The sequence below is a fragment of the Acinetobacter sp. YH01008 genome, assembly GCF_013420435.1.
GTDB classification, from domain to species: Bacteria; Pseudomonadota; Gammaproteobacteria; order Pseudomonadales; family Moraxellaceae; genus Acinetobacter; species Acinetobacter pseudolwoffii.
Genome location: NZ_VOYD01000006.1, coordinates 100,201 through 116,370, shown reverse-complemented (window position 1 = coordinate 116,370; position 16,170 = coordinate 100,201). Strand labels below are relative to the sequence as shown.

Annotated in this window: 13 protein-coding genes; 5 read left to right on the top strand and 8 right to left on the bottom strand. The window is 44.4% G+C overall.

The window, feature by feature from the left end; translation table 11 throughout:
• Positions 1–116: 116 nt before the first annotated feature.
• From FTT75_RS05965 to FTT75_RS05955, 3 genes are all read left to right on the top strand, one after another.
• The gene (locus FTT75_RS05965; protein WP_180186060.1) at positions 117–2,222 is read left to right on the top strand and encodes a bifunctional (p)ppGpp synthetase/guanosine-3',5'-bis(diphosphate) 3'-pyrophosphohydrolase; all 2,106 of its coding nucleotides are present in this window, start codon (positions 117–119) and stop codon (positions 2,220–2,222) included.
• A 75-nt stretch (positions 2,223–2,297) separates the two neighbouring features.
• The gene (locus FTT75_RS05960) at positions 2,298–2,681 is read left to right on the top strand and encodes a RidA family protein (protein WP_004644973.1); all 384 of its coding nucleotides are present in this window, start codon (positions 2,298–2,300) and stop codon (positions 2,679–2,681) included.
• Between the two features lie 220 nt (positions 2,682–2,901).
• Positions 2,902–3,096 carry a bacterioferritin-associated ferredoxin gene (locus tag FTT75_RS05955; protein WP_180186059.1) on the top strand — a complete coding sequence of 65 codons (195 nt, stop codon included), beginning with the start codon at positions 2,902–2,904 and terminating at the stop codon, positions 3,094–3,096.
• A 157-nt stretch (positions 3,097–3,253) separates the two neighbouring features.
• Here FTT75_RS05955 and FTT75_RS05950 read toward each other — a convergent pair whose 3' ends face one another.
• The gene (locus FTT75_RS05950; protein WP_005265548.1) at positions 3,254–4,315 is read right to left on the bottom strand and encodes an RNA-guided endonuclease TnpB family protein; all 1,062 of its coding nucleotides are present in this window, start codon (positions 4,313–4,315) and stop codon (positions 3,254–3,256) included.
• Between the two features lie 231 nt (positions 4,316–4,546).
• On the opposite strand from FTT75_RS05950, the gene bfr reads away from it, so the two are divergent.
• Complete coding sequence (gene bfr / locus FTT75_RS05945) at positions 4,547–5,011, top strand: bacterioferritin (protein ID WP_005101322.1); 465 nt, start codon at positions 4,547–4,549, stop codon at positions 5,009–5,011.
• 49 nt (positions 5,012–5,060) lie between these two features.
• On the opposite strand, the gene FTT75_RS05940 is transcribed toward bfr, so the two are convergent.
• The gene (locus tag FTT75_RS05940; protein ID WP_180186058.1) at positions 5,061–6,695 is read right to left on the bottom strand and encodes a PglL family O-oligosaccharyltransferase; all 1,635 of its coding nucleotides are present in this window, start codon (positions 6,693–6,695) and stop codon (positions 5,061–5,063) included.
• Between the two features lie 311 nt (positions 6,696–7,006).
• On the opposite strand from FTT75_RS05940, the gene FTT75_RS15960 reads away from it, so the two are divergent.
• Positions 7,007–7,351 carry a prepilin-type N-terminal cleavage/methylation domain-containing protein gene (locus tag FTT75_RS15960; protein ID WP_180186057.1) on the top strand — a complete coding sequence of 115 codons (345 nt, stop codon included), beginning with the start codon at positions 7,007–7,009 and terminating at the stop codon, positions 7,349–7,351.
• 24 nt (positions 7,352–7,375) lie between these two features.
• Here the strand turns inward: FTT75_RS15960 and FTT75_RS05930 are convergent, their stop codons facing one another.
• From FTT75_RS05930 to gltB, 6 genes are all read right to left on the bottom strand, one after another.
• Complete coding sequence (locus FTT75_RS05930; protein WP_373686579.1) at positions 7,376–7,678, bottom strand: hypothetical protein; 303 nt, start codon at positions 7,676–7,678, stop codon at positions 7,376–7,378.
• Between the two features lie 48 nt (positions 7,679–7,726).
• Positions 7,727–8,287, bottom strand: coding sequence for a TPM domain-containing protein (locus tag FTT75_RS05925; protein WP_180186056.1), 561 nt, complete (start codon positions 8,285–8,287; stop codon positions 7,727–7,729).
• Positions 8,281–9,324, bottom strand: a complete 1,044-nt coding sequence (locus FTT75_RS05920; protein ID WP_180186055.1) for a YgcG family protein — start codon at positions 9,322–9,324, stop codon at positions 8,281–8,283. Before FTT75_RS05920 ends, FTT75_RS05925 begins: the two co-directional genes overlap by 7 nt.
• 30 nt (positions 9,325–9,354) lie before the next feature.
• The gene (locus FTT75_RS05915) at positions 9,355–9,945 is read right to left on the bottom strand and encodes a LemA family protein (RefSeq protein ID WP_180186054.1); all 591 of its coding nucleotides are present in this window, start codon (positions 9,943–9,945) and stop codon (positions 9,355–9,357) included.
• A 183-nt stretch (positions 9,946–10,128) separates the two neighbouring features.
• A complete protein-coding gene (locus FTT75_RS05910) occupies positions 10,129–11,550 on the bottom strand; it encodes an FAD-dependent oxidoreductase (RefSeq protein WP_180186053.1) in 1,422 nt (473 codons plus the stop codon).
• Positions 11,551–11,622: 72 nt separating this feature from the next.
• Positions 11,623–16,098, bottom strand: a complete 4,476-nt coding sequence (gene gltB, locus FTT75_RS05905; protein ID WP_180186052.1) for a glutamate synthase large subunit — start codon at positions 16,096–16,098, stop codon at positions 11,623–11,625.
• Positions 16,099–16,170: the final 72 nt, after the last annotated feature.

The following is a 16,170-nucleotide window of genomic DNA, read 5'->3' as shown; positions in this document are numbered from 1 at the left end:
CGAACTTGAATCCGCTTTCTATTTGTTAAAGTAAAAATTTGGCAAGCGCTACAATTCATATTTAATCAAAGCTTTCATGATTTTATTTGTAAGAAACTCAGTTTTAAAGGTGTTTTATGCCAGGCCCACAGGTCAGTCAAGCCAAGCAGCAGTTAGAGATGATGATCGACGCGTATTTAAATCAAAGCGATGTCGAACGTGTGCTTGCGGCCTGTGATTATGCAGATATTGCCCATGACGGCATTGTGCGTAAAAGTGGCGAACCCTATATTTTGCATCCGATTGCGGTCAGCTGTATTCTGGCGCATATGCGTCTTGACCCTGAAACGCTGATGGCCGCACTACTGCATGACGTGATTGAAGACACTGACTTTAACAAAGACGATATTACCGAGACTTTTGGTTTTACTGTGGCCGAGCTGGTCGATGGCGTGACCAAACTCAGCCATTCCAGCGATAAAGAATATAATAAAGCCGCGTCATTCCGAAAAATCCTGCAAGCCACCTTACAGGATCCACGTGTCATTATTGTGAAACTGGCCGACCGCTATCACAACATGACCACTTTGGAAGCGCTGCGCCCGGACAAACGCGCGCGTATCGCCCGCGAAACCTTTGAAATTTTTGTGCCGATGGCACGTATTGTCGGCATGAATGAAATGGCCGACAATCTGGAACATCTGTGTTATCAGAATCTTGATCTAGACATGTATAACAACGTTCAGGCAGCGCTGTTAGAAACCAAGCCAAAACGTTGTGAATATCAGGCGATCTGGGAACAAAAGCTGAATGATCTCTTAGAAGACTATAAAATTGAAGGTCGAATCAAAAAGAAAAATAATAATATTGAGCTGTTACGTCATTTTGTTAAAAATGATATTGACCTGCAAGAGCTGACCCATAGTCATGCCTTTGAAATTATTTTACAAAGCATTGCAGATTGTGACCGTCTGGCAGAAATTCTGACTCAAAGCTTTAAAATTCAAAGCTATGAAGATCATATTCGCCGTCCATTACCCGGTGGCAACCAGTCCTTGATGATGCGTTTAAAAGGCGAAAAGACCACCTTGTCGCTCACCATTCAAACCGAACTGATGCGTAAAGCCGCACGTTTTGGTGTGGTACTGGGTGAAAATGCCCCGCAAGCCTGTCGTTCTGCAATTCAGGCCTCGATGCAAAATCTAAACGTGTTGGTCGATGGTGAATGTGCCAAAACCACCTTTAGTGAATTACTGGATTATCTGCATCAGGAAAAAATCTGGGTGTATACCCCGCATGGGCATTTACACGAATTGCCGCAAGGTGCCACAGCGGTTGATTTTGCTTATGCGGCCAGCCTGTTTCTCGGTAACCATGCCATCGGGGCGAAAATTAACAATGAGACCAAACCGCTCTCGACCCCGCTAGTCAGCGGTCAGGTGGTCGAAATCATTACCGATGTCCTGGCAACCCCCAACCCGGACTGGCTCAGCTTTATCAACACCCAGAAAGCCCGCCGTGCCATTCAGAATATCTTGCGCGATCAGGATCTGGACGAACAGCGTCTGGTGGGTCAACAGGCCCTGAATCGTGCCCTAAAACTGTTTCATCGCTCAATTCGGGATCTGACCGAAGCGGACTGGAAAAACCTGCTGGAATGGCGCCATATTGCCACTCAGGAGCAGCTGTTTGAGCAGATTGCAGTCGGTGACTTATTGCCGCAACTGGTGGCCAATCATTTATTCGCCCAAGACCAGCATCAAAACATTGCCAGCTCAGGGCGCCTGATTCAGGGTACTGAAGGTGTAGATGTCAAATATGCACATTGCTGTAATCCGGTGCTGGGCGATCCGATTCAAGGTCATTTGACTCGTCGCGGCCTGATTGTGCACCGTTCACGCTGTCATAACCTGCTGCATGAACAGCATCAGCACCCTGAAAATATCATGCCCTTGCAGTGGACTGCCGATGATCTGGATGATATCAGCTTTAGCGCTTATCTCAGCATTGATCTGGCCATGGATGATGAGCAGATTTCTGACCTGATTTATCAATGTCGTAAAGCGCATTCCGGGGTGGAAATGGTGCGTACTCAGGATGACAAAACCTATGTCAATATCGTGGTGCATAACCGTAAACAGATTGCGCAGATTATCCGGGATTTACGCATGTATTTCGGTTTCCCGCGAATTATCCGTCTGGCACAGCCCGTCGTTTTTAGTGAAGCCTCTAAAGCGAGTTAATCATTTAAAACGATAGTGCTTTGATCGGCCGAATTGATCGAATATGATGTATGTCGATGATAAAAGGAGAAATTAATGTCCCGCCAAGTAATCCATACTGAAAATGCCCCTGCTGCGATTGGTACTTATTCGCAAGCCATTTTAGTGGGTGATACCTTATATCTATCAGGTCAAATTGGCCTGGATCCTTATAGTATGGAACTGGTTGAAGGCATTGAAGCTCAAATTCGCCGGGTGTTTGATAATTTAAAAGCAGTCTGTGAAGCCGCTGGTGGTTCTTTGGCAGATATCGCCAAACTGAATATTTTCCTGACCGATTTATCTCATTTTCAACTTGTGAACCAGATTATGGGCGAGTATTTTGCCCAGCCTTATCCAGCACGTGCCGCTTTAGGTGTCGCAAGCCTGCCTAAAGATGCCTTGGTTGAGATGGATGGTATTGTCATCATTAATCAATAAGTTATAAAAACCACTTAATTCCCGCCCTGCAATATCTCATTCTAAATCACAAATCACTCTTGTGCGGAAATCTAAGCAGTACTTGGATTTCCGCTCAGGCAGTGATTTTTTATCTAAATCATCAATCATGATAAAAGCTATTTCAAATGATTTTTATTGACAAACGATAACAATTATCAATAATATTACTTATCTTATTTAATCACTGTGGTTGTGTCCTATGTACGTTTGTCTATGCCGTGGCATTACAGATCAAGACATTAAAGATGCTATTGCAAATGGCGCTGAAAGTTATCGTGATGTCCGCGATATCTTGGACTTGGGAACTTGCTGTGGCCGCTGTGTACCAGAAGCTCGTATGATCATCAGTGATGAAGTTTCACAAATCGCAGCACGACTGGCCGTTGCAGCATAAATTCAAAATATTTCTCCTTATAAGCATAATGAAAAACAATGATCTTCAATCATTACTCCCCCGCCTTTGACTCTGGCGGGTTTTTATTGCCACTCATCTAAGCCTGGATCGATTCGATGTCGATTTTCATTTGCTGTTCCTTGACATCCTCACCTCTCTAAATAGAGCTGATTCCTCCTGCGAGACGCTTATGCCCAAGCGCAAGTATGTTCTTAGCACTATTCAAGTCCCGATCCAGAACACTTGAACAGTTTTCACATTCCCATACTCTTATTCGCAAATCTGCTCTACCTTTCGGACTGCTTGCAGTGACCTCACCACAGCACGAACACATTTGGGTTGTGAAACTTTCACTAACTTCTTCAAACCATACTCCTGCGTTCTCGCATTTATACTTGAGCATGGTCTTGAATGCTGAAAATCCGGTATCCAGAACAGACTTCGCCATCTTGGTTTTCACCAGTTTTTTCGCACTCAGATCGCCTACAACAATTAATGCATTTTTCTTTATAAGCATCGTACTTGCTTTGTGCAAATGGTCTTTACGACAGTTTGCAATCTTGGCGTGTAATGCACGGACACGTTTTCTATTTTTAGCTCGTTGAGCAATCCCTAATTTCTGTTCATATTGACGGTAGAACTTGGGATTTGAAATTATCGTACCATCCGAACAAGTGGCTATATCCTTTAAGCCCAGATCAATCCCAATCAAATTAGTCGCAGTCGATTTCTCAATTTCAGGGCTATTCACAACTAAGCAGACATACCAGCGGCCACGCGCATCCTCGACAAACGAACCAGTCTTGATACTGTAATTTGACAGTCCATAGCTATCCCATATTTTAAACTGATGCTTGCCATACTGGATATGGCCATCAGCATACTTGATTGCTACTTTCTTAAAGGGTATCCAACCTAGTGATCTTCTGGCTGATTTCTTATGACTGACCCGCCATTTTAGTTTAGTCTTCTTGAATTGCTTTCTGCGTATGACTAATTCTTCGGTAACAGCCTGAATGGTTTGACTATGTAACCCACAAAGCCTAGATGTACCTTTCGTATATTCAGCAATATCGTAAGCACTGAGAAATTCACCTTTTCTTTTAAGGTGTTTAAAGCTTAAATCATTGACATAATTCCAGACGAAATTCACTTCAGATGCTAATTGCTCTAATATCTTGGAATGTTTATCTTTAATACGTAATTTAAGTGTTTTCATACGATTATTTTATCAATGAAAATAACCAATAGAATATCCAAAGTTAAAAATGTTAATTTGAAACGACATTTCATGTCGTATGGCTTAGGTCACTCATTTATATCCCTGCCTTGAAAACGAGGTTTTACGTTTGATTTGATAAATTACTCGCCATTTGCCCCTGACTTGCTTTACTATCAGGATTAGAGTGCTTTCTTAGAAAGATAAAACAGGTCCAAATGGAGTTATGCGATGAAAGGCAATCGTGATGTGATTAATCAGCTCAATCAGGTGTTGTATCACCACTTAACTGCCATTAACCAGTATTTCCTGCATTCGCGCATGTTTAATGACTGGGGCATTGAGAAACTGGGCTCGGCAGAATATAAAGAATCCATTGTTCAGATGAAACATGCCGATAAAATTATTGAACGTATTTTATTTTTGGAAGGTTTGCCGAATTTGCAGAATCTGGGCAAACTGTATATCGGCCAGCATACTCAAGAAGTACTGCATTGTGATGTGCGCAAAGTCAAAGAAAATATCGAAGCTATTCAGAAAGCTGTCGCACTGGCTGAAACCCAAATGGATTATGTGACGCGTGATCTGGTTCAGGAAATTCTGGAAAAAGAAGAAAACTATCTAGACTGGACCACGACACAAATTGATCTGATCGAAAGTATTGGTATCGAAAACTATATTCAAAGTCAGCTCTAAACTTAAAATTAAGCCAAGAAAAAGCCAGCATCTGCTGGCTTTTTTGTATTTAGCGAGGTACATCCTGCGTTAATTCTTCATAACTCATTTCAGTTTTCTGAATAGTCTTTAGGCGTTGCAGCTGGTGCTTAGCCTCAGTCTCATATCCATTAAATGCTAAAAGTTTGGCATATTTGATCAGGTTATATTTAGTCGGATAACTCAAGACCATTTGTTCACCTTCCAGAATCTGATCAGCAGATGCCTTGCTATAAGGATTCAGACGAATCCAGGCAATGCGATGATTAAACTCGGTCAGCAAATAAATTGGTTTTTCATTGGTGATTTTTTCTGGCTGCTTCTCATAACGAATGCTCTGACCGAGTTTTGGTACAGCGGTATCATAGTCGCGATAAATCACAATCAATAAAAACAATCCGACAGTAAAAATGAATTTCATGCCGATAGATGGCATAACCACTGTTTTAATTTTTGGATTTTGTGCCAGAACCGTACCCAGAGTAAAACCGACTGGCAACAGGAAATAGGCATAATGCTGTGGAAACTCAAACATGGCATGTGTCACAAAAGCCCCGATCATCAAGATCCCGATGACAGATTCTGGTGTCTTGACCCAGCGCTGCAACTGATAGCCTAAATAGCCAAAATATGCCAAGAAAGGCAGACCGATGATCAGTCCATTCCAGAGCAAAAAGTCCAGAATAAAATTATGTGCACTACGAATCCAGACCGGACCTTGCACGGTATCACTAATCGAGACAAAAGCGACACTGGTCTGATACCAGCCATAGCCAAACCATGGCTGCGCCTGAATGGCTGCCAGCATCTGCTGCCAGATCGCGAGGCGTGACATATCGCCGGTGGCACGCGCTACTACATCCCTGCTTTGTATGACGTCCGTATCCATTGCCTGTGCAGCCAACTGACTGAGTAATGGAAAAGTCACAATAGAGGAAATAAAGAAGAGGAACCAAGCAGTGCTGTAATACCATTTCAGGCGGATAATACCTTTATATTGGTAGAAAGCTAGATACAGTATAATTGCAATCGCAGCGACCCAAGCGGTACGTGATTGGCTTAAAGCCACGCCCATGACAATTACTGCAGCACATGCAAATAGCCACTTAGTCTGAATTTTTTTCTTTTCATAGAGGTACAGACAGCTCATCAAAGCCATGACTAAAAAAGTCGCCATATTATTGGGCTGGGCAAAATTGGCATAAGGACGCTGATTACCACTGATATTCACCATACCTGGCAAAGTCGCGTCCAAATTAGTCCATTGGCATATCGCAATAATTCCTGTCAGCGTACCTGAAGCCAAAAACACATAGCTCAGATTAGTGAAAGTTTCTTCCCGGTTATAATTTCCTATAGAAAAATTATAACCTAGCACGCTTGAGAGCCAAAAGCTAAAGACAAAGATAAAGCCCATCATGGCAGTACTAAAGAAAAAGACCTGCCCCATAAGAAATTGAATCAGCAGGACACAGGCAAGCACTAATAATGGCAAACTAACTACTGGAATTCTTAATTTTTCTTTTAAGCAAATTGCAGCTAATGCAAATAGTGCAAAAAAGGCATACAACTCACCTGTATAGGTCACCCAAGGACGGTAGTGAATGGGCATGAGCCAAGCAAGGGAGATCAGGATTGCTGCAATAAGGGCAAGCGTGAATTTCATGAAAATATCAAGCGGTGGAGTTGGGCGTATGATAAACAAAAAAGCAAACACTTTTGTAATTTGATCATAATGTCTGAAAAATTTAAATTCACTTAACTCCAAGCACAAGCACCTAATAGAAAAAACTGACATTTTTTGTCACTTAGTTACATAAATTTACTTTATGCTTTTTTAAATTTTTTAATTCATTAAACAATCTATTGATTTCATAAATAATAATTAGATAACATGCTCTTGGCACACTTTGTGCTAAATATAAATTAGCTTACAAAGCTTATAATTAAATTAACAAAACATTTGTGGAGAATGTTATGAACGTACAGAAAGGCTTTACCTTGATTGAGCTCATGATTGTGGTCGCTATTATCGGTATTTTGGCTGCAATCGCGATTCCTGCTTATCAGAACTATACTAAAAAGGCTGTTGATAATGCATGTTTAGCAGATACAAAAGCATATGCATCCAAATATATGATTTACCAAAATGATCCAGATGGTGCTACTACACTTCCAGCCAAACCTGCTGATTCAACTACTTGTGAAATTGGCGATCCAGATGCAACCACAAAAACTATTACATCTACGATTACAAAGGGCACCAATAAGAAAGCTATTTGTAACCTTGAAACAGGTCGTTGTAATTTAGCCGCGAGTTAAGTTAAGCAATATAAGAACGCATCTTTAAAGATGCGTTCTTTTTTGTTTTAACTCAAAATTCTCTAATAACAGCGAATTACACTTTTCTAATAATCTTTCATAATCCTCCTTTAACTGTTCATAATCGGTTTTAACTGCTTTGGTCTTATTTTTAGCTTGCTCAATCTGTTGTGCAGGAGAAATTACATTTTGTCCAGCTTCCTGTGTAGCCAACTCAATCGACTGCACCAATGCCGCATAACGGCTCTTCTTGATCGAACCGCGTTTACGTCCAGTCTCAAGTGCTACAGTGTTTTGGCAATGAAGTTGGCTTATGGCTTTTAACACTCTTAAGTTTCATAAGATTCATTAAAATACAGTTATTTAGTTAAAAAATCACCCTAAAATAATCGGTTTATTCCCTAATTCATTCTTTAAATCATCTATTTTACGATCATAATACTGATCTAAAACCTCTCCAATCTGCTTTACTCCTTCAATCACACCCTGCTTAAACTGCTTTTGTTTTAATAATTGAACGATATGCTGACAAATCTGATCCCAGACTTCCTGAGTAGTGGCCTGCTTAATTCCACGATCAATCACAATTTCAACCTTGTGCTCGCAGAGATTCAAATAAAGCAGCACTCCACTATTATATTCAGTATCCCAGACACCAAGCTCGGCAAAGAGTTGTCGGGCACGACAAAGCGTATCTTGATAATAAGCAGATCGTGAAGGTAGACAACCTTCAATCACCACCTGAATCTCACCCACATGCCCATGCTCGCCTTCTTCGACCGCAACTGCAATGGCATGTTGATCCTGCTTGGAGAAAAACCGCTTGGTTGCCGGCATATAGAAGAAATGTTTTAACCAGCGCTTAAAGCTCGGCTGCGCATGTTCTTCCAGCTTTGGCTGCGTGACAATCTCTGTTGTATCTGTCGTTGTTACCATGAGCCTGATGCTCCTCCCCCGCCAAAACCACCACCGCCTCCACCGAAGCCGCCCCCCCCAAAACCACCACGCCCACTACCGCCGCCACGACCTCCACCTGCCATAAAGGCGTGCAGGATCAGCTGAGCAAGTGAGGTCACGAGCAAAAAGAAAACTCCAGCACCAATTAATAGGCTAGCGACCAATCCCATGCCATTGACTAATCCAGCTGCAGTTCCAGCCACTGCAGCAGTCGCTGCACTCAGCTTCCTGCCAAAGATCATAGAACCAATGACACCAGCGACAATGATAAAAATGACTGCTCCAAAAGTCGCTTGAGATGCCTGTTGCGCTTTATAGGCCTGCTCATGACGCTCTTTGAGTTCATCCGCTGCCTGTGCTGCAATATCAGGATCCAGATTCAAAATTCGTTCAATTTCAGTCAAACCTGCATCAATCCCTTGAGCATATTGACCCTGTTTAAAATAAGGTGTGATTTTGTCATTAATAATACGACCTGCCACGATATCGGGCAGTACACCCTCCAGACCATAACCGGTCAAAATTTGAATACGGCGATCATTAATGGCGATGGTCATCAACAAACCATTGTCGCGTTTAGCTGAACCCAGCTGCCAGGCTTCAGCAACACGCATGGAATAATCAAAAATATCTTCTTGCCCTGTGGTCGGAACAATGACTACACCTATTTGCCCTTTGCCTTCATTATAAAGTTTCAAAATACGCTGACTGAGTTGCTGTTTTTCAGCGGGACTAAGTAAATTTGCCTGATCAATGACCGGTTCATTCAGGCTTGGTAAGTCGCGATGAAACTGCCCTTCCGCTATGTCATTGGCAATTTTCGGCTGTGATGCTGCTGCAGTTTCTGTATTTTGGGCTGGAGTATTTTGATTATTTTTAGGCTGTAAGATTTCACGGGCTACGATGACTTCTTCAGTATCTGTAGTCGTCGCCGTTTCTGCTGATACAGGCACTACCATCCCCATGGCCAACATGAGGAGCAATCCGGCACAGTATTTCAGCAGCATCTCAGACATCTGATTTCTCGCTTATTTACAAGTCAGTCATTATTCAAAGGAAACCGTTGGAGCTTTTTGGGCACTGTGCTCGGCACTAAAGTTTGGTTTGGTATCCATGCCAATCACTTTGGCTGTCATGACTTGCGGGAACTGACGCGCATAAGAGTTAAAGTCCTGCACCGTGGTGATATAACGGTTACGTGCCACAGCAATCCGGTTTTCAGTCCCTTCTAGCTGTACCTGTAAATCACGGAACTGTTGATTCGCTTTCAGGTCCGGATAATTCTCAGTGACAGCTAAAAGACGAGACAAGGCGCTGGTCATCTGGGCCTGTGCTTCCTGATAACGCTGGAATAATTCAGGATCTTCCAACACTTCACGATCTACTTTCAGACCGGCAACATTGGCACGTGCTTGGGTCACTTCCGTTAAAACCTGCTCTTCATGCGAGGCATAGCCTTTGACTACATTGACCAGATTAGGTACCAGATCGGCACGGCGCTGATACTGGTTTTGTACTTCAGACCAAGCGGCAGTGACTGCTTCATCTTTGACTTGCAAGGTGTTATAACCACAACCACTCAGGGTCAAGGTACTGGCCAGCATCAAGGCGATAAGAGATTGTTTAAATACACGCATGATATCTTGTCCTCAATTCTTTATTAATATTTATATAATTAATTTGATTTTAAACAGTATTTTCTAAAGTTTTGTTACTTTTTATAATCTTTTTTAAGGGCTTCTCTTTAAGTTAGACAATATTCAAAAATAAAAAACCCGCCGTAGCGGGTTGTTTGAATGACTTCAGTGAATTTTCAACGGTTAAACCTCTAGATAATCTAGAATCCCTTCAGCTGCCTGACGGCCTTCCCAGATCGCAGTTACCACCAGATCAGAACCACGCACCATATCACCACCAGCGAAGATTTTTGGATTTGAGGTCTGGAATTTATATTGCTGCTGCTCAGCAGCAACGACACGACCTGAACCATCCAGATTGATTTCCACATCGGTGAACCAGTCTGCTGGGCTGGTACGGAAACCGAAAGCAAGCAGGACTGCATCCGCTGGAAGAATTTCTTCTGAACCCGGAATCGGCTCTGGACTACGGCGACCACGACTGTCCGGCTCACCCAGCTGAGTAGTAATAAATTTTACACCGGTTACTTTACCATTTTCACCAACAACTTCGATCGGCTGACGGTTAAACTGGAAGTTCACCCCTTCTTCACGCGCATTTTGCACTTCACGGCGTGAACCTGGCATATTTTCTTCATCACGACGATAAGCACAGACGACTGACTCGGCACCTTGACGGATCGAAGTACGGTTACAGTCCATGGCAGTATCACCACCGCCTAAAACAATGACTTTCTTGCCTTCCACGCTGATGTATTCAGCTGGGTCTTTTTCCCAGCCCTGACAACGATTGACATTCGCAATCAGGAAATCTAGTGCATCATACACACCATCCAGATCTTCACCGGCAAAACCACCTTTCATATAGGTATAGGTTCCCATACCCATAAATACCGCATCATAATCGGCAAGTAACTGGTCGATGGTCACATCTGTACCAATCTCAGTATTCAGACGGAATTCCACCCCCATGCCCGTGAAAATTTCACGGCGGCGCTTCATTACGTCTTTTTCCATTTTGAATTCTGGAATACCGAAAGTCAGCAAACCACCAATTTCCGGACGTTTATCAAAGACCACAGGTTTTACCCCATTACGTACCAGAATATCCGCACAGCCAAGTCCTGCGGGACCTGCCCCAATAATCGCGACTTTTTTATTGGTCCATTGCACATTGGACATATCTGGACGCCAGCCCAATGCAAAGGCCGTGTCGTTGATATATTTTTCGGCATTACCAATCGTTACCGCGCCGAAACCGTCGTTGAGGGTACACGCCCCTTCACACAAACGATCTTGCGGACAGACACGACCACAAACTTCCGGCAAAGTATTGGTCTGATGACACAGTTCAGCCGCCTGGAACAAACGGCCTTCAGACACCAGTTTTAACCAGTTTGGAATGTAGTTATGTACCGGACATTTCCATTCACAGTACGGGTTACCACAGCCTAGGCAGCGATGCGTCTGATTGGCTGCAATTTCCGCTGTATAAGGCTTATAAATTTCCACAAATTGTGCTTTGCGGACATCAATCTCTTTTTTCTCTGGATCTTGGCGTGCGACATCCAGGAATTGAAAGTCATTATTCAGGCGTTCTGCCATGTCTCTCTCCGTGGGGAGATGTAAGGGGTTCACAGTTGCCTTACATCTGCCTATGTTTCTGCAGTAGTGGAATTATTGTGGATCAGCTTGAGTTGTTTTTAACAGCGTTTGCAAGTTGGCTGCCTTTGGTTTTACCAACCAGAACTTGCGGCTGTAGAAGTCAAACTCATGGCGGATCTTGTACGCCCAAGCACTACCCGTTTCTTTAATATGTTCATCGAGAATACGACCCAAGAAGGCTTTATGCTCCTCCATCGCTTCGGTGGAAATACGGTTCAGCTCAATCAATTCGTGGTTATAATGATCAACGAAGTCATTATCCAGATCAAGTACATAAGCAAAACCACCAGTCATACCCGCACCGAAGTTATGCCCAACTTTACCCAGCACCGTCACAATACCGCCGGTCATGTATTCACAGCAGTGATCACCTGCACCTTCAATCACGGCAAATGCACCCGAGTTACGCACCGCGAAACGCTCGCCCGCTGTACCCGCTGCATATAACTTACCGCCAGTCGCACCGTACAAACAGGTATTCCCAATAATCGCGGTATTTTGCGTCTGGAATGGCGAACCTTTTGGCGGGAAAATCGAGATACGACCACCGGCCATACCTTTACCGACATAGTCATTGGCATCACCTTCCAGGCTGATATGCAGACCACCCGCATTCCAGACACCCAGCGACTGACCCGCAGTACCATTCAGGTGAACTTTCACAGGATGAGCTTCCATGCTCAGGTTGCCATAACGTTTAGCAATTTCACCAGACAGGCGTGCGCCAATCGAACGGTCACAGTTACCGATCGTGAAGCTATATTCGCCGCCAGTTCCCGCTTCAATTGCAGGCAGAATCTCATCCACCATTTTCTCTGCCAGAATCCCTTTATCGAATGGTGCATTGCCCTGTACTTCGCAGTACTGTGCTTTACCTTCTGCAGCAGGATGTGACTCGAGCAATTTGCTTAAATCAAGATGTGCATGCTTTGCAGTTTCACCTGGCAAGACTTCCAGCAAGTCGGTACGGCCAATCAGGTCTTTCAGACTTGACACACCGAGTGCCGCCAGCCATTCACGGGTTTCTTCAGCAATAAAGGTGAAGAAGTTAATCAGCATCTGTGGTTCGCCGATGTAGTGTTCCTGACGCAAGTGATCTTGCTGAGTTGCTACACCAGTTGCACAGTTATTCAGGTGGCAGATACGCAGGTATTTACAACCCAATGCGATCATTGGGGTTGAACCAAAGCCGAAGCTTTCTGCACCCAGAATTGCTGCTTTGACAACATCCAGACCGGTTTTTAAACCGCCATCTGTTTGTACGCGAACTTTACCACGCAGGTCATTCACACGAAGGGCCTGATGTGCCTCAGAAAGACCTAGTTCCCACGGTGAACCTGCATGATGAATTGAAGAAAGTGGAGAAGCCGCTGTCCCGCCATCATAACCAGAAATGGTAATGAAATCGGCATACGCTTTCGCTACACCTGCCGCAATCGTACCGACACCCGGTTCAGAAACCAGCTTAACTGACACCATCGCCTGTGGGTTAACCTGTTTCAAATCAAAGATCAACTGTGATAAATCTTCAATTGAATAGATGTCGTGATGCGGAGGTGGCGAAATAAGCGTTACACCCGGTACAGAATAACGTAAGCGGGCAATCAGACCATTCACTTTACCACCCGGCAACTGACCACCTTCACCTGGTTTTGCACCTTGCGCGACTTTAATTTGCAGGACTTCTGCCGATGTTAAATACGCAGGCGTCACACCAAATCGGCCCGATGCAATTTGTTTGATTTTCGAGTTACGGATGGTACCGTAACGCGCTGGATCTTCACCGCCCTCACCTGAGTTCGAACGACCGCCAATCGTGTTCATGGCAATCGCAATCGCTTCATGTGCTTCAGGTGACAGTGCGCCCAAAGACATGCCGGCAGAGTCAAAGCGAGGTAGGATCTCTTCCACTGATTCCACTTGTTCAACTGGAATCGAGTTATCTGTTTTGAGTTTGAACAGGTCACGAATCGTCGCAATTGGACGATTGTTCACCAGTTCTGCATATTCTTTAAAATCTGCGTAGTTCCCAGAACGTACTGCTTTATGCAGTGAGTTGATCACATCCGGGTTAAAGGCATGGTATTCCTTGCCGAATACGAATTTCAGCAAACCACCCTGATCGATTGGTTTACGGTTTTTCCAGGCAATATCCGCCAACTGTTTCTGATCATTTTCAAGATCGACAAAAGTGGCACCCTGAATACGGCTTGGTACACCGATGAAGCATTTATCCACCACTTCATTAGATAAGCCCACTGCTTCAAACAGCTGACCACCACGGTAAGAGGCTACCGTCGAAATTCCCATTTTTGACAGGACTTTTAATAAGCCTTTCTCAATGCCTTTACGGAAATTGTTTTGTGCATAGATTGGATCACCCAAGAGCTCGCCTTTGGCGACCAGATCATTGATCACGTCATAAGCCAGATATGGGTAGATGGCTGTTGCACCAAAGCCGAGAAGCACTGCGAACTGATGTGGATCACGGGCAAAACCGGTTTCAATGATCAGGTTGGCATCGGTACGCAGACCTGTATTAATCAGGTGATGATGCACCGCACCAGTGATCATGAAGGCATTGGCAGGCAAGTAACCTTCACGGATTTTCTTATCTGAAAGCACCAGTAAGGTTTTACCATCACGAATGGCTTGCGCAGACTCTTCACAAATACGCGCAATTGCCGCTTGCAGACCTTCGGTTTCAGCATAGTTCAGGTCGATATCTGCAATTTCATAACCGGCACGACCCAGCGTACGGATCTGATGCATTTTCGAATTAGAAAGTACAGGACTGGAAATGATCAAGCGGTCTGCATGCTCAGGCCCTTGTTCAAAGACGTTTTGTTCACGACCTAAACAGGTTTCCAGTGACATCACGATCGATTCACGTAACGGATCGATCGGCGGGTTGGTCACCTGCGCAAACTGCTGACGGAAATAATCCGAAACATGGCGAACCTGACGTGACAATACAGCCATGGGCGTATCATCACCCATCGATCCCACCGCCTCCTGACCACTTTCCGCGATTGGACGCAATAACTGGTCACGTTCTTCAAAGGTCACCATGAACATTTTTTGGGCCGCTTTCAGGCCATCGCCTTTTAAGCCTCGATCACATAAATATTCTTCCAGCTCGGGGCTACCTTGCAAACGTACAGAATTTTCACGTAACCATTCACGGTATGGGCGCATACGTTTTAGATGATGATTCACATCTTGCGTATCCAGTACCTTGCCGGTTTGCGTATCGATCACCAGCATTTGGCCGGGGCCAACACGTCCTTTAGAAATCACATCTTCAGGTTGATAGCCCCAGACCCCAATTTCCGACGCCAGCGTGATATAACCATTTTTGGTAATCACCCAACGTGCCGGACGCAGACCGTTACGATCCAGCATACAAATGGCATGACGGCCATCCTGAATCACCAGACCTGCCGGGCCATCCCAGGCTTCCATATGTTTCGAGTTGAATTCATAGAAAGCACGCAAGTCCGCATCAAGTGTTTCCACGTTCTGCCACGCAGGAGGAACCAGCATACGTAAGGCACGGAACAGATCCATACCGCCACCGACCAGAATCTCCAGCATATTGTCCAGGCTTGAGGAATCCGAACCGGTACGATTCACAATCGGTTTCAGCTCAGTTAAACCCGGCAATAAGGGATTTTCAAATTTTGGCACACGCGCCATGGCCCAGTTACGGTTGGCCGTAATAGTGTTGATTTCACCATTGTGCGCCAGATAACGGAACGGCTGTGCCAACGGCCAGCGTGGCAAAGTATTGGTCGAGAAACGCTGATGAAATACCACGATATGTGATTCCAGACGCGGATCAGCCAGATCTGTATAAAAGTCTGCAATCGCTTCCGGCATCATCAAGCCTTTATAGCTGATGACCGTTGAACATAAAGTGGTGACATAGAAAGAGGTATCATTCAGCAGCAATTGTTCTGCGCGACGACGCGCCAGGAATAACTTACGGTTAAATTCAACCTCGGTCACGCCCATCGGGCAATTGACAATAATCTGTTCAAATGCCGGCATCGATTGCAAGGCAATTTCACCCAGTGCATCGACATGGGTTGGAATCACACGCCAAGCCAGAACAATGAGACCTTCAGCTTCAATTTCTTTGTTTAAAACCTGTTTGGCATGTGCAGCAAGCGCAGGATCAAGATTTAGGAACACCGAACCGACAGCAAAGACTTCACTTAAAGTTGTATCACTTAAGCGTTTTGCTTCTTCACGAAAGAACTTTTTCGGCATCGCCAAAAGCAGACCACAGCCATCCCCAGTCTTGCCATCGGCGGCAATACCACCACGATGGGTCATACAACTTAGGCTATGAATCGCGGTCTTGACAAGATCATGGCTTGCATCGCCCTGCATATGGGCAATTAAACCGAAACCACAGTTATCTTTAAACTCATCCGGTTGGTATAAACCTTGAGCGGGAGCTACATTATTAGGCGATGGCATGTGCATAGCGTACCCTTCTTTACGAAGCCTTATAGGCTGTTAAACAATCTAAATTCTTCTCTGCGCTGCGTT

What these genes read in the sequence shown, in the direction of transcription:
- bfr (WP_005101322.1), top strand. Translation starts at nt 4,547, where the DNA reads ATGAAAGGCAATCGTGATGTGATTAATCAGCTCAATCAGGTGTTGTAT.
- FTT75_RS05950 (WP_005265548.1), bottom strand. Translation starts at nt 4,315, where the DNA reads ATGAAAACACTTAAATTACGTATTAAAGATAAACATTCCAAGATATTA.
- FTT75_RS05940 (WP_180186058.1), bottom strand. Translation starts at nt 6,695, where the DNA reads ATGAAATTCACGCTTGCCCTTATTGCAGCAATCCTGATCTCCCTTGCT.
- FTT75_RS05960 (WP_004644973.1), top strand. Translation starts at nt 2,298, where the DNA reads ATGTCCCGCCAAGTAATCCATACTGAAAATGCCCCTGCTGCGATTGGT.
- FTT75_RS05925 (WP_180186056.1), bottom strand. Translation starts at nt 8,287, where the DNA reads ATGGTAACAACGACAGATACAACAGAGATTGTCACGCAGCCAAAGCTG.
- FTT75_RS05965 (WP_180186060.1), top strand. Translation starts at nt 117, where the DNA reads ATGCCAGGCCCACAGGTCAGTCAAGCCAAGCAGCAGTTAGAGATGATG.
- FTT75_RS05910 (WP_180186053.1), bottom strand. Translation starts at nt 11,550, where the DNA reads ATGGCAGAACGCCTGAATAATGACTTTCAATTCCTGGATGTCGCACGC.
- FTT75_RS05920 (WP_180186055.1), bottom strand. Translation starts at nt 9,324, where the DNA reads ATGTCTGAGATGCTGCTGAAATACTGTGCCGGATTGCTCCTCATGTTG.
- FTT75_RS05955 (WP_180186059.1), top strand. Translation starts at nt 2,902, where the DNA reads ATGTACGTTTGTCTATGCCGTGGCATTACAGATCAAGACATTAAAGAT.
- gltB (WP_180186052.1), bottom strand. Translation starts at nt 16,098, where the DNA reads ATGCCATCGCCTAATAATGTAGCTCCCGCTCAAGGTTTATACCAACCG.
- FTT75_RS05915 (WP_180186054.1), bottom strand. Translation starts at nt 9,945, where the DNA reads ATGCGTGTATTTAAACAATCTCTTATCGCCTTGATGCTGGCCAGTACC.
- FTT75_RS15960 (WP_180186057.1), top strand. Translation starts at nt 7,007, where the DNA reads ATGAACGTACAGAAAGGCTTTACCTTGATTGAGCTCATGATTGTGGTC.